Annotated in this window: 14 protein-coding genes; 10 read left to right on the top strand and 4 right to left on the bottom strand. The window is 38.2% G+C overall.

Annotated features, from left to right (window positions below; all coding sequences use genetic code 11):
- The 3 genes from HA632_RS06025 to HA632_RS06015 all read right to left on the bottom strand — a co-directional run.
- Window positions 1-2,051 (bottom strand): hypothetical protein (locus HA632_RS06025; RefSeq protein ID WP_217902831.1); only part of this gene is annotated, 2,051 nt, incomplete at its 3' end.
- Window positions 2,052-2,382: 331 nt separating this feature from the next.
- Window positions 2,383-3,501, bottom strand: a complete 1,119-nt coding sequence (locus tag HA632_RS06020) for a GTP cyclohydrolase (RefSeq protein ID WP_176306307.1) — start codon at window positions 3,499-3,501, stop codon at window positions 2,383-2,385.
- A 22-nt stretch (window positions 3,502-3,523) separates the two neighbouring features.
- A complete protein-coding gene (locus HA632_RS06015) occupies window positions 3,524-4,498 on the bottom strand; it encodes a transporter (RefSeq protein ID WP_176306306.1) in 975 nt (324 codons plus the stop codon).
- A gap of 123 nt (window positions 4,499-4,621) precedes the next feature.
- On the opposite strand from HA632_RS06015, the gene HA632_RS06010 reads away from it, so the two are divergent.
- From HA632_RS06010 to HA632_RS05970, 10 genes are all read left to right on the top strand, one after another.
- Window positions 4,622-4,873, top strand: coding sequence for a DUF4834 domain-containing protein (locus tag HA632_RS06010; RefSeq protein WP_176306305.1), 252 nt, complete (start codon window positions 4,622-4,624; stop codon window positions 4,871-4,873).
- 28 nt (window positions 4,874-4,901) lie between these two features.
- Complete coding sequence (locus tag HA632_RS06005) at window positions 4,902-7,400, top strand: YfhO family protein (RefSeq protein WP_176306304.1); 2,499 nt, start codon at window positions 4,902-4,904, stop codon at window positions 7,398-7,400.
- The gene (locus HA632_RS06000) at window positions 7,400-8,689 is read left to right on the top strand and encodes a glycosyltransferase family 4 protein (RefSeq protein WP_176306303.1); all 1,290 of its coding nucleotides are present in this window, start codon (window positions 7,400-7,402) and stop codon (window positions 8,687-8,689) included. Before HA632_RS06005 ends, HA632_RS06000 begins: the two co-directional genes overlap by 1 nt.
- A gap of 22 nt (window positions 8,690-8,711) precedes the next feature.
- Complete coding sequence (locus HA632_RS05995) at window positions 8,712-10,178, top strand: oligosaccharide flippase family protein (RefSeq protein ID WP_176306302.1); 1,467 nt, start codon at window positions 8,712-8,714, stop codon at window positions 10,176-10,178.
- A gap of 57 nt (window positions 10,179-10,235) precedes the next feature.
- Window positions 10,236-10,364: a hypothetical protein gene (locus HA632_RS13990; RefSeq protein ID WP_255166361.1), complete on the top strand. Its 129-nt coding sequence runs from the start codon at window positions 10,236-10,238 to the stop codon at window positions 10,362-10,364.
- A complete protein-coding gene (locus HA632_RS05990) occupies window positions 10,354-10,737 on the top strand; it encodes a VOC family protein (protein WP_176306301.1) in 384 nt (127 codons plus the stop codon). The genes HA632_RS13990 and HA632_RS05990 overlap by 11 nt, the downstream gene beginning before the upstream one ends.
- 51 nt (window positions 10,738-10,788) lie before the next feature.
- The gene (locus HA632_RS05985) at window positions 10,789-11,154 is read left to right on the top strand and encodes a DUF1801 domain-containing protein (protein ID WP_317174599.1); all 366 of its coding nucleotides are present in this window, start codon (window positions 10,789-10,791) and stop codon (window positions 11,152-11,154) included.
- Window positions 11,151-11,996, top strand: coding sequence for an SRPBCC domain-containing protein (locus HA632_RS13985; protein WP_228778757.1), 846 nt, complete (start codon window positions 11,151-11,153; stop codon window positions 11,994-11,996). Before HA632_RS05985 ends, HA632_RS13985 begins: the two co-directional genes overlap by 4 nt.
- Window positions 11,997-12,012: 16 nt before the next feature.
- Window positions 12,013-12,453: a VOC family protein gene (locus tag HA632_RS05975; protein ID WP_176306300.1), complete on the top strand. Its 441-nt coding sequence runs from the start codon at window positions 12,013-12,015 to the stop codon at window positions 12,451-12,453.
- Window positions 12,454-12,515: 62 nt separating this feature from the next.
- On the top strand, window positions 12,516-13,145 hold the full coding sequence (locus tag HA632_RS05970; RefSeq protein ID WP_176306299.1) for a murein L,D-transpeptidase catalytic domain-containing protein: 630 nt from the start codon (window positions 12,516-12,518) through the stop codon (window positions 13,143-13,145).
- A gap of 52 nt (window positions 13,146-13,197) precedes the next feature.
- Here the strand turns inward: HA632_RS05970 and glmM are convergent, their stop codons facing one another.
- Window positions 13,198-14,586, bottom strand: coding sequence for a phosphoglucosamine mutase (gene glmM, locus HA632_RS05965; protein ID WP_176306298.1), 1,389 nt, complete (start codon window positions 14,584-14,586; stop codon window positions 13,198-13,200).
- Between the last annotated feature and the right edge of the window lie 77 nt (window positions 14,587-14,663).

The raw sequence follows: 14,663 nt of genomic DNA, 5'->3' as shown, positions 1-14,663 counted from the left end.
GGAGCACATCCGCCGCTTACGGTGAATCCTCCTAACCAAGTAGCAAACGCCGCATTAACTGCTGCTTGGTCTGCATAAGCACAAGCACTTGTTGAGCTGCTATCAGGTGATGTAACAGTAACAGCTGGTGCAGCAGTAATAGTGAAAGTAGCAGAGCATGAAGCTTGCTTTCCACAATCATCTGAAGCACTAAAATTAACTGTAACACTTCCTCCTGCACATAAGTTAGGTGCTAAAAGATTTTGTAACCCTGAAGTCGCTAAGGTTCCGTTTCCTCCACTGGCTGTGAAACCAGCTAACCAAGTAGCAAAAGCTGCATTAACTGCCGCCTGGTCTTCATAGGCACAAGCACTAGTTGAACTGTCTTGAGGGCAATTGATTACAATTGGAATTACAGGAATCACTGTAACTGTTACCGGTTGGATATCCGAACAGTTAGCTGAAGTAGTAACTTTAATATAATATGTTCCTGATGCTGAAACAGCATTTGGATTGTTTAGAGGAATAGTAGCCCCAGAATTTGTCCAATAAGACAATGTTCCTCCTTGAAGATTACTTCCTGCTGTTACAGCCGGAGCTGTTAGGTCAACAGTCAAAGGAGCACAAACCGGTGCCGGATTATTGGTAACTAATGATGGATTAGGGTTAACCGTTAAAGTTCCTTGACCCGAACCTGAGCAAGTGCCATTAGAAATGGAAACTGAATATACTCCTGCAACAGAAGCATTAAAACTCGCAACATTACCCGGGTTATTGGCACCAACAGGAACTGTCCATGTATAAGTGTAAGTCCCTGCCGGAACTGGTGTTGCGGTAATAGTAACTGCAGGATCATTAGCACATTTTGAAGGTGAATTTACCGTAACAGTTGGTGAATCAATAATTGATACTACCGTTGGCCTGCCTATTTCAATAGTACATTCTGACAATGTATTGGTTGCAATAACATAATAGCTTCCCGCGGGTAAGTTAGACCATGTTAAAGTTCCTCCATTGCCTAATTGTGCTATTTGAACATTAGCATCATTAGAATTATTTACTAATTGATAACTTACCAAAGTTTCAGAACTTGCCATAGTGATTGTTCCACTATTTGGGTCTGAATTACAAAATGAACTTCCCACTAAAGTTTTTGGAAGCGGTACAGAACCGAATCTTCCTCTGGCTAAATCTTCTAATGAAGCGGTAAGCGATTGTGATTGTCTTGTTTCTGCTAGGAAAGTCCCTAAACAAACACTTAGATTAAAGTTTACACTGCTCAAATCAATAAATCCTTCAAAGAAAGAAGAATCCGGATACGTTCCCGGATCACCAAACTTTGGAATATAGTTCCAAGCAGCAGGTGCATTAACCGTTCCAACATTTACCCTAGCATCTAATCCGGATGTTGGTAATGGAATTGGCGTTGGGTCTAAAGCACCATTAGTCCATCTGTAAGCGTTTATATCTGCTACAGCACCACCATTAACAAAGTGGCTGATCATTAAAATATCTCCTTCTACGTGCTGACCACTAAATCCGCCGCTCGTGACTCCTAACTTGCCTACGCTATCCTGAAGAATCCAAAATCCAATAGCAGAATCTCCGTTGTTAGCTCGTCTGTCAGCAAAGAAATATAATTTGGTGCCATCAAAATAATAACCGACATTGGCTAAATTATTTTTGTCGTTGGCCCCATTCGTTGTCCATGCCCACTGATTAATAGGTTGGATATCTTTGGAGCCTAAAGTCCAAATATCATCCGTACTATCAATAGGATCGACAATTCTTGCTTTAATTCCTCCCGGAGCAGCAAGCCATGTTCCCCAGTCACCAGGATTTCCATCCAAGGTAATTTGGGCAGTCGAAATGTTAGAAAATAAAAAAAGTATGAGTAGCATAAGAATACTAATCACACTTCTACTTTTAGCATTACTCTGTGTTTTAGAGTAACTGCTATCCATTGCAGTTGCTTTGGAAAAATCTAACTTAAAACCGTCTTTCCCTCGGCTAACGACACAGTCTTCGCTACAGGGAAACTCTAAAAACTTTAAAAAAGTAGTGTTTTTCATAATGTTAAGTATTTTTTTGACAATACCACATCATGAATAGGTTCGGTTTAATATTTTTTTGGAAGAAAAATTAAAAATTGAATTTCAGATTTCCAACTTCTCACATGAAAAACTTAGTGTAGATTTGAATCGGGATTATAAAATTAGATAGAATTGTAAATATTTGTTAAAAAAGGCGTAAGTTTTCTATGAACATTTGTTTTTAATCGACCAAATGCATTTTTGTCTCTTTAAAAGGTTTTTAAATTTCATGAAATTAGAAAATAAAAAGAACAGAATTACTTGATATTGATACAAGTAAAACTTGTCTTTATGTTATAAGATTTTGTCTTTACAAGTCAATTCTGTAAGTTCTTCTTCTTCTGAAAGTAATTGGATCAAAGTGCTTCCACATGTTGTGGATGGCATGATTGTCTTCGAGTTCAGGAGTTCGAACACATTGAAGAATACCTTTCTCTTTAAAAGTACTGTAATATTCATTAAAAATTATCGCTGTAACCCCTTTACTTTGGTATTCAGGATCGACACCAATTAAATAGAACAACACTTCTTTACTCTCTTTTTTGGCTTTGAGCAAATGATAAAAACCAAAAGGGAATAATTTACCATTGGCTTTTTGCAGTGCTTTTGAAAAACTCGGCATTACAATACTGAAGGCAACCATATTGTCCTGTTGGTCTAAAACAAATTTGATATATTCGGGATTGATAAAGCTGATGTATTTTTTTTTAAAGTATTCTTTTTGAACATCGGTTATGGCCACAAAAGAAGACAAGCTTGCATAACTGGCATTAAACAAATCAAACATCTTGTCTACATAAGGCATAATGTCTTTGTTATTGGTGAAATTAAGCGCTCTTAGGCCATATCGTTTCTTAATCAGCTCATTGGCTTTTAGGAACAATTCGGGTTTTACATTGGCAAAAGGAAATTTATTTTCGAGGTATTCTTTCTCTTTTACGTAACCTAATTTCTCCAAATGTTCTTTATAGTAGGGAAAATTGTACCAAGTAATCATCGAGCCTATTTCGTCAAAACCTTCGGTTAAAACGCCAACTTTATCCAAATTAGAAAAACCCATCGGGCCTTCGACATACTCTAAATTATGTGTTCTACCTAACTCATACACTTTTTCCAGTAAAGCTTTGGTTACTTCAATGTCATCAATTACATCCCACCAACCAAAACGCACTTTTTTCTTTTGTTGGTCATTGACTTCATTCCAATTGATGATAGCAGCAATTCTGCCGACTACTTTATTATCGCGGTAAGCCAAATAAAAATAAGCCTCAGCCGAGGTAAATGCCGGATTTTTGGTTTTGTCAAAAGTTTCCAACTCATCATTGATTAAAGGTGGAACCCAATAAGGATGGTTTTTGTATAAGGTAAAAGGAAACTTAACGTATTCTTGAATTAGTTTTTTAGTATTGGCTTCAATTATGGTAATCATTATGATTTGGTATTTTCTAATTCTACTTCGTTTTCTCTAATTCTACTTCGTCTTTGCGCTTTTTACCTTTGTCTTTTTTAGATTTTTTGTCTTTCTTTTTCTTATCCTCTTTATCACTTTTGATACGTTTGTAATTGGTTTCATAATTGCTGTCAAAGCGCCAAGACATTCCAAAACCGCCATGCATTATAGCCGGAGTGTCTTTTATATTTTTGGCCAAATAAGCATCTAATTGTATATTTTCTCTAATCAAATAAGCCGCACCCAAACGTCCAACCGTATCAGCGTAAAAGTCGCTTTTGTATGCTTGAATTTCTAAAAATCCGGACCAACGCATATTAAATCCTCTGGTCATTGTGGTAATCCATCCCAAGGTTGGGTAATCGGTCATGTATTTATCGGCAATAATATTATTAACCCAAACCCATTTGCTGCCAAAATGATTTTGCGTAATCAACATCAATTTCGGACTAATTACCGGATCGCTTTCAAACGTAAACGGATTGTTGCCCAAATTCAAATTAAAACCACCATAAACCGCAACGGCCGGTATAAATTGTTTCCAACTGAAACGGTGATTCGCTTTCCAACTGTACACATTCGGCTTGTCGTCTTTCAATTGCACAAACGGATCGTAAACCAAATATTTAGCACCCAAGGTAAACTGCTTAAATCCGCCACGAGTATCTTCAACTAAAGGTGCTGTATACCAATCATACTGGTATTGTGTCTCAAGATTGAACTCAAACTGATCAAAAAAAGCACCATATCTGACACTTAATTCTGTTCCGAATCCATTAGCCTCATACCGTGCTAAGTCATGCTTTTCCTGAATGCCATACAAACCGCCTTCCGCCTGAATTACCGATTTCCCAACCGAGAAAGCCGACATTGATTTACCCGGTCGATTGGAGTTGATAATATCGGTGTATTGTGCGTATGGTGTGGCTGAAACAAATAGAAACCCAACAATTAAAAGTGATTTTATCCTTAGCATAACATAATAGATTTGTAGAAATATAGTCTTCCAAAAGTAATACAATTTATCATTTATTTAAGAGGTTAAAGCGATTTTTACATTGTGGAATTTAGTATTTTTGACAAAAAATTTATTCCCAATATGGAAACTGCATCTATGCCCGGCTTTGTTAGAACGATATTATGGATCATAGCCATTTACTATATCTTTAAATTTTTAGCCAGATTGTTTTTACCGGTGGTTGCCAAAAAAGTGGTTGAAAAAGCCACCCAGCAATTCCAACAGCAACAGCAGCAATACCAACAGCAGCAACAAGCCCAAGCCACAAAAACAGAAAAGCCAAAAGAGAAAAAAATCGTTGGTGAATATATAGATTTTGAAGAAATTAAGTAATTTCCCGTTGACAACCTAAACCAAAAACATGAAACAACTCCAAAAGTTTTATCCTCATTTATTAGCCATTCTTGGTTTTATCATAATTTCTTTACTTTACTTCTATCCGGTTTTGCAAGGCAAAAAAATATACCAACACGATATCGTGCAATACACCGGTATGGCTAAAGAACAAAATGATTTCAGAGCCGAATATGACAGCGAACCTTATTGGACCAATGCTTCCTTTGGAGGAATGCCCACTTACCAATCGGGTGCTAAATACCCGCATGATTACATCGGAAAGCTCGATGATTTATTGCGCTTTTTACCCCGACCGGCAGATTATTTATTCCTTTATTTCTTAGGATTTTACGGTTTACTTCTGACCCTAAGAATTAATCCGCTAAAGGCTTTTTTCGGTGCTTTGGCTTTTGGATTGTCTACTTATTTGATTGTAATTATCGGCGTCGGACACAATGCGAAAGCGCATGCAATAGCCTATATGCCATTAGTCATCGCCGGATTTATTTTGGTCTTCCGAAAGAAATATTTGCATGGCGGTATGTTGACCATGCTCGCCGTTGCCTTGGAAATTACGGCCAATCACTTCCAAATGACTTATTACTTGTTCTTGCTTTTAATAGTAATGAGCTTTTATTTTTTATACCGATTATACCAAGAAAAAGACCTCAAGGCCTTGCCTAAAATTATAGCCACTTTTCTAATTGCCGTGACTTTAGCCGTTGGTGCCAATGCTACCAGTTTAATGGCTACCAAAGAATACGCCGATTTCAGTATCCGTGGCAAAAGTGAATTGACCACAAATCCTGATGGCACCAAAAAAGAGGCTAATATCTCGATGGACAGAGAATACATTACAGAATACAGCTATGGGGTTAGCGAAAGTTTGAATTTGATTTCGCCTAGACTTTTTGGTGGTGGCAACGGTCAGAAATTAACCGAAGATTCGCATGTATATAATTTTATGTTGGAATACGGCGCCCAACCTGAAGAAGCCAAAGAAATCACCGAAAGTTACGGTATAACCTATTGGGGTGATCAACCGCAAGTAGCCGCACCGGCCTATATTGGGGCGATTGTTTTCTTCCTTTTTGTGTTGGCCCTATACCACGACAAGCGCAAAATAAAATATGCTTTCCTCGCTGGAGTCATTTTTTCTTTACTCCTTTCTTGGGGTAAAAACTTCTCGCTGTTAACCGATTTCTTTATTGATTATGTGCCGGCTTATGACAAATTCAGAGCGGTTTCTTCGATTCAGGTTTTATTGGAATTGTGTATTCCGGTGCTGGCCATTATGGGATTGCAGTCGTTTTTTACCACTGATAAAGAAAAACAATGGAGCAGTTTATGGAAAACCGCCGCTACCAGTTTAGGATTAATTGTAGTACTGTTTTTAGCGAAAGGGATGTTCAGTTTCGTAGGTGACATCGACAGTCAGTTGGCAAATGCCTTACAAGGCCATCCCGATAAATCCTTTGGAACCGCCTTTTTAGAAGCTCTGAGAGAAGATCGAAAAGATTTGTATTCGGCCGACTTATTGCGTTCCGGTTTCTTAATGTTGGTGACTTTTGGCGCACTTTACCTGTATACCAAAAACAAGTTGGCACAAAACACAGCGGTTATCATCATCGGAGTTTTTATGGTAGGCGATTTGTTTTTTGTGGATAAAAACTATGTAAGTAATGACGGAAAACAATTCAGAAGTGCCCGTGAAGTAGATGTACCATTCGAACCCACAGCTGCCGATTCACTGATTTTAGCCGACAAATCTATCTTCAGAGTTTATGAATTGGATGGTGGTTTACACAGTCCGAGATCGTCCTATTTCCACAAATCGGTTGGTGGTTACAGTGCCGTAAGGCCAAGACGTTTTGAAGAAGTATACACTCATCTGATTGAAAAAAGCATGAACACTTTGGGTGAAAATGTTGACCCAAAAACACTTTCCTTAACCAAAAGTATTCCGGTTTTGGATGTCTTTAATATCAAATATTTAATCATCGGTACCGAACAAGGCGATATTCCGGTTACGAATCCGTTCCACAATGGCAATGCTTGGTTTGTGAAGGAATTGACAATAGTAAATTCTGCAGATGAGGAATTGAATGCTTTAGGCAAAATTAACACTAAAGACGAGGCGATAATACAAGATTCTGAAAAGTGGTCAAAAAAATCGCAGGAATATATTGTTGATAGTTTATCGACTATAAAACTTGATTCATATAAACCAAATCACTTGATTTATAATTCCAACAATAGTAATAATGGCTTCGCAGTCTTCTCCGAAATTTATTATAAAGACGGTTGGAAAGCAACTATTGACGGAAAAGAAACTGAGATTTTCAAAGTCGATTATACTTTGAGAGGAATCGAAATCCCGAAAGGCAAACACAACATCGAATTCAAATTTGAACCACAAGTCGTGAAAACCGGTGGCACTATCGCCCTATTCAGTTCGATTGGAATGTTGTTGGTAGTAATTGGCGTGGTTTATTTTGAACAAAAAGGCAAGAAACTTGAGTAATGTCTGAACCCAAAAAACTCTTAATCATCACTTATTATTGGCCACCGGCCGGTGGACCGGGCGTGCAGCGTTGGTTAAAGTTTGTGAAGTATTTGCCGGAGTTCAATGTACAACCGATAGTTTACATTCCGGAAAACCCAACGTATCCTATTATTGATAACGGTTTGCAAAGCGAGGTTTCGGAAAAAGCGATTATCCTGAAAAACAAAATCTTTGAACCTTATGGTTTGGCTTCGTTTTTTGGCAAAAACAAAACCAAAAAAATCAGTTCAGGTATTATTCCCAACCAAAAAAAACAATCGTTTTTAGAAAAAACTTTGCTTTGGGTTCGCGGAAATATTTTTATCCCTGATGCGCGGTTTCTTTGGGTTAAACCTTCAGTCAAATATTTATCGAAATACATAAAGGAAAACAATATTGATACCATCGTCACTTCCGGACCGCCACATAGTTTGCATTTGATTGGTTTGCAATTGAAGAAAGATTTAGCGGTCAAATGGTTTGCCGATTTCCGCGATCCGTGGACAACCATTGGCTATCACAAAGCGTTGAAATTGTCTTCTTCTGCCGAAAAAAAACACAAAGCGTTAGAGGCAGCAGTTTTAAATACCGCCGATACGATTATCGTCACCAGTAAAACCACCAAAACTGAATTTGAAGCGATTACTTCCAGACCTATTGAAGTGATTACGAATGGCTATGATGTGGAAAAAATCACCAAACAACCTTTGGATGCCAAATTTACTTTAGCACATATCGGTTCGTTTCTGTCGGAAAGAAATCCGAGAATCCTTTGGAAAGCCTTGAAAGAATTGACCAAAGAAAACCAAGATTTCAAAAACGATTTTCAACTCAAGTTAATCGGTGCCGTGAGTCAGGAAGTTTTAGATACGATAACCGAATTCAAACTGCATGGTTTTGTGTTGAATTTAGGCTACGTTTCCCACCAAGAAGCCGTTGAACACCAACGAAAATCACAGGTTTTATTGCTGATAGAAATCGACTCTGAAGACACTAAAAGCATCATTCCCGGAAAACTATTTGAATACATGGTTTCTGAAAGACCGATTGTGGCGCTTGGTCCCGAAGGTTCTGATTTTGCCGAGATTATTACGACAACCAACACCGGCGTTTTCTTTACTTATGACGAAAAAGAAAAACTAAAAGCACTACTTTTGAAATACTATCAGGACTACCAAAAGCAAAATTTAAAAGTTCACGCCGTTGGTTTGCAACAATATTCCAGAAAAAGTTTAACGGAAAAACTTTCGAAACTCATACATTCGTAATTCCTAATTCGTAATTCCAATTATGGGCATCGTACAAAACCAATCCATCAAAAACACCATTATCACTTTCCTTGGATTCGGAATTGGTGCGGTGAATGCGTTGTTTTTCTACACCATTTTTCTTGGTAAAACACATTACGGAATCGTAACAACTATACTTTCCGGTGCCAATATTATGATGCCGTTGATGGCATTTGGTGCTCAAAATACCTTAATCCGCTTTTTTTCTTCTTATAAAGACCAAAAAGAGCGCGATGAGTTTCTCACATTTATTCTGTTTCTGCCGTTGGCTTTAATCATTCCGATTGGTGTGATTTTTTATAGTTTTTACGACCAGATTTCACACAGCTGGATTGAAGAAAACCCAACACTCAAACCATTCTTTTGGCTGATTCCGTTGATTGGTTTGTTCATGGCCTATTTCGAAGTGTTTTATGCCTGGGCGAAAGTCCACATGAAATCGGTAACCGGAAATTTCATCAGCGAAGTTTTGGTGCGTTCCATAGTAATGGCTTTGCTAATCTGTGTTCATTTCAATTGGTTGGCCAAAGATACTTTTGTATATTGCGTGGCGCTCGCCTATTTTGCCCAAATGATCGCGATGAAACTCTACGCCATTTCGATAAAAATGCCGGTATTGCGTTTTGTGATTCCAAAAAACATCAAGGAAATTGTTCGGTATTCTGCTTTCATCATTGTTTCCGGCGGTGTTGCGGTAATGCTGGTTGATTTCGACAAAGTCATGATTCCGCAATACAAAGACATTACCCAAAATGCATTATATAGTGTAGCTATTTTTATCGCTACCGTAATTGCGGTACCAAGTCGAGCAATGACTCAAATTATTGCACCGATTACCGCCAAATTGATGGTGGAAAACAAACATGACGAGCTCAACGATTTGTATAAAAAAAGCGCTATCAATCTTCAGGTCATTGGTGGTTTTATCATGATCCTGATTTTTGTCAACATCAAGGAAATGTATCTGTTGATTCCGAAAGATTATAGCGGTGGAATTGCCGTGGTGTTTATGATTGGATTGTCAAAGTTCTACGATGTATTGCTGGGCAACAACAATTCGATTATTGTCAACACCAAATACTATCGAACCGTATTATTGTTTGGCATCTTTACCGTAGTGTTGATGATTATTTTAAATGCCATTTTTATTCCTCTTTATGACATTGAAGGCGCTGCCTTTGCCACTTTGATAACTGTTGCGATTTACAATACCATCAAACTTTTATTTGTAGTCAAAAAAATGGATTTGTATCCGTTTACCATTAAAACGCTTCATTCTTTGGCGATTTTAGCAGTTTGCTTTCTGCTGTTTTACTTCTGGGATTTTCCGTTCCACGCCATTGTCAATATCGGGCTCAAATCTATTTTGCTCAGCGGTTTGTATGTGCTGTTAATCTATAAAACCAATTTGTCTGAAGACATCAATAGAGTGATTGAAAAAATCCTTAAGATTTTTCGATTGAGATAACTTCCTCACGGCGATTTGGCTGGAAAAAGATTTATATTTGAGAGACAAATAAAGCAAATGGATTATTATTGGAATATTATCGCTCTTGCCATCGGCTATTATTATGCCTGGAAAAATGGGGTTGATGCCCAACAAAAAATCAATAAGTACTTCGCAGATAAAGAAGACAAACAAAATGCTCAATAAAGTCCATCACATTGCCATCATTTGCTCTGATTATGACCTTTCCAAAAAGTTCTATGTTGAGATTCTCGGCTTGCAAATTATCCGAGAGGTGTATCGCGAAGAACGCCAATCTTATAAATTAGACTTAGCAATTAAAGGCAATTATGTAGTCGAATTGTTTTCGTTTCCCAATCCGCCCAAAAGGGTTTCACAACCCGAAGCCACCGGATTGCGTCATCTGGCTTTTGAAGTAGACAAATTAGAGACTGTTATTGACCATTTGGCACTACACAACATTATAGCCGAACCCATTCGCATCGATGAATATACCGGCAGGCGTTTTACTTTCATCAGCGATCCCGATAAGTTACCAATAGAATTTTATGAAAGTTAGAATCGATAGAGCAAAGACTTTTTGTAACTTTACTTTCCTTAAAAAATTTCAATGATGAAAACTACTTTTAAAAGTGTTGATGAGTATATTGCTTTACAAACTACAGAAGTACAATCATTATTGGAAGCCATACGCAAAACCATCAAACAAACCGCACCGCAAGCCGAAGAAAGCATCAGTTACCAAATGCCGGCCTACAAGCTCAAAGGACCTCTGGTGTATTTCGCAGCTTACAAAAACCATATCGGATTTTACCCAACCGGTAGCGGTATTAAAGCATTTCAAAAAGAAATCGAAGGGTATAAAAACTCCAAAGGCGCTGTGCAATTTGCGCTAAACCAACCCATTCCGCATGACTTAATTCGGAAAATGGTTTTATTCAAAGTCAATGAAAACTTAAACAAAATAAAGAGATGAAAAGACAAACATTCAGCATTGATATCAACGCTCCCAAAGAGAAAGTTTGGTATTCGCTTTGGGATGAAGAAAACTACGAAGCTTGGGTCAGTGCTTTCTGCGAAGGTTCTTATGCCATTTCGGATTGGAACGAAGGAAGTAAAATTTACTTCTTAGACCAAAATGGCAGTGGAATGAACTCCAAAATAGCGACCAAAAAACCATTCGAAACTATGACCTTTCAACATTTCGGCGAATTAAAAGAATATACCGAATTGCCCGAAACAGAAACCACCAAAGCTTGGTCTGGCGCAGAAGAACGGTATGATTTAAAAGAAAACAACGGCATCACAACCGTTAATGTTGAAATAGATTTAGTCGAAAAATATCTGGATTATTTCAACGACGTTTTTCCGAAAGCTTTAGAAAAATTAAAAGCAATCGCCGAAAACGAGACCAAAACCATTACAGTAAAGACCAGACTTGACGTTTCATTAGAGGAAGTTTGGAACAAATTCACCCAACCCGAACATATTGTAAACTGGAATTTTGCATCCGATGACTGGCATTGCCCAAAAGCGGAAAATCATTTGGATGTCGGGAAAAATTTTGTCTACACTATGGCTTCCAAAGATGGCGAGATGAGCTTTGACTTTACCGGAACTTATCAAGAAATCGTTCCCTTGAAAAAAATAGTTTACCACATAGCCGACGGCAGAAAAGTAACCGTAAAATTTGATGTAATGGATGGAAAAGTTATCCTAACTGAGAATTTCGAACCTGAAAATATCCATTCGACAACATTGCAACGCGACGGTTGGCAATCGATTTTAGACAATTTCAAAAAATACACAGAACAATAACCTAAAACAATAAACAATGACACAAGTTAATCCTTATTTAATTTTCAATGGAAACTGTGAAGAAGCATTCCTGTTCTACCAATCTGTTTTCGGAGGTGAATTTCCCTATATGGGCAGATTCAAAGACATGCCGCCAAGCGATGACGAAAATTGTCCGCCGCCATCACCGGAAGAAGCAGACAGAATAATGCATGTTTCTTTACCAATCGGCAATACGGTTTTGATGGGAAGCGACAGTACTTCACAAAGCGGTGATGCCATTATTGGAACCAATATTTCGGTCTCAATCAATACCGAAAGCCGAGCGGAAGCCGACAGAATTTTTAACGGTTTATCCGTGGGTGGAAACGCTTTTATGCCGATGTGCGACACTTTTTGGGGCGCTTATTTCGGAATGTTCACTGATAAATTCGGAATCAATTGGATGGTAAATTTTGATGAAAATCCACAGAAATAATTTTTTTTCCATCTTGCATACTATAAATCATCCTCTTGCGTTATAAATAGAAACACAAAACAGTGAAAAAAAAGATTGTCTTTCTATTGTTAGCCGTAGTGGTTGTTACTTATGGATACAACCGAATAAACTATAAAATCAAAAGCGAAAACAAACCAAAAGTCGATGTTTCCCGAACCGATAACAAGGCCAAGGAAGCCTTGAGTTTTTGTCAAAAAAACAAATACAATGAGGATTTCTGTATTTTGATTGACATGAGCGTTCAATCGGGTTTGAATCGTTTTTTTGTGTATGATTTTAAGCAAAATAAAATAACCCATCAAATGCTTGTGGGTCACGGTTGCTGTGATTATCCTTGGAGTCAGGATTGGTCAAAAGACAGTCCGACTTTCAGTAACAAAGACGGCAGTCACTGTTCGGCTTTGGGTAAATACAAAATCGGGCAAAGGGCTTGGAGCGATTGGGGAATCAATGTCAAATATGTCCTTCATGGTTTGGAGAAAACGAACAGCAATGCACAATCGCGTTACATTGTTTTCCATTCTTGGGAAAAAGTGTCCGACAAAGAAATCTATCCAAACGGAACACCGGAAGGTTGGGGTTGCCCTACAATTTCCAACAAAAACATGAAAATCATAGACCCGATACTAAAAAGTGCAAAGAAACCTGTTTTGATGTGGATATATCAATAAAAGAAAACCCTGAATTGTAGTTCAGGGTTTTTACTTTATACTAGTGTTCCGATTAAATCCCGGCCACTGCCTTAATCTCGTCAATAATTCTCAAAGCCAATTTATCGGCTTCATCTTGAGTTGGCGCTTCGGTATAAATGCGGATAATCGGCTCTGTGTTTGATTTGCGCAAATGAACCCATTCTGTCGGGAAATCAATTTTTACACCATCAATTGTCGAAATGTTTTCGTTTTTGTATTTTTCAGTCATGGCGACTAAAATCGCGTCAACATCTATTTGAGGTGTCAATTCGATTTTGTTTTTGCTCATATAATATTGCGGATATGAAGCTCTTAATTCGGCCACGGTCATGTCTAAACTCGCCAAATGCGTCAGAAACAAAGCCACGCCCACCAAACTATCGCGTCCGTAATGCAACTCCGGATAAATGATGCCTCCGTTTCCTTCACCACCAATAATCGCATTTGAAGCTTTCATCATTTCGACTACATTCACTTCTCCAACCGCACTCGCTTGGTAACTGCCGTTGTGTTTTTCTGTAATATCACGCAACGCTCTTGAAGACGACATATTCGAAACCGTATTGCCCGGCGTTTTGCCCAACACATAATCGGCGCAAGCCACCAAAGTATATTCTTCGCCAAACATTTCGCCATCATTGGAAATAAAAGCCAAACGGTCAACATCAGGATCAACTACGATTCCGAAATCAGCTTTCTCTTCAACCACCAATTTACAAATGTCACCCAAATGTTCTTTCAAAGGCTCGGGATTATGAGGGAAATGACCATTCGGTTCGCAATACAATTTCACACACTCCACGCCCATCTGTTCCAATAACTTCGGAATGATAATGCCTCCGGAAGAATTCACGCCGTCAACAACAACCTTGAACTTTCTTTTAGCCACCGCTTCAGCATCTACCAAAGGCAATTCTAAAACCTCATCAATATGAATATCCATATAAGCATCATTCATCGTGATTTCGCCTAAACTGTCCACATCCGAAAAATCGAACGCTTCCGCTTCGGCAATTTCCAAAATCTTAGCACCATCGGCACCGCTTAAAAACTCGCCTTTGGCATTCAACAGTTTCAAAGCATTCCACTGTTTCGGATTATGCGAAGCGGTTAAAATAATACCGCCGTCCGCCTGTTCCAATGGCACAGCAACTTCAACCGTTGGCGTAGTCGATAATCCCAAATCAATCACATCAATCCCTAATCCGATTAAAGTGTTTACCACCAAATTGTGAATCATCGGTCCCGAAATACGAGCATCACGACCAATTACTACTTTCAACTTGTCTTTTTGTATGTTGCTTTTCAGGAAAGTACCATAAGCAGAAGCAAATTTTACAGCATCCACAGGTGTCAAATTATCTCCAACTTTACCGCCAATAGTACCTCGAATTCCTGAGATTGATTTTATAAGAGTCATTTTTTTATGTTTTGATTTTGAAGTACAAATATAAAAGTTACAAAGTGGCAAAGTGGCAAAGTGGCAAAGTTTTTTTA

Origin of the sequence: Flavobacterium sp. J49, assembly GCF_011742145.1 — a bacterium.
Lineage (GTDB): Bacteria > Bacteroidota > Bacteroidia > Flavobacteriales > Flavobacteriaceae > Flavobacterium.
The sequence above is the reverse complement of the archived record's forward strand: the minus strand, read 5'-3'. Positions and strand labels throughout refer to the sequence as shown.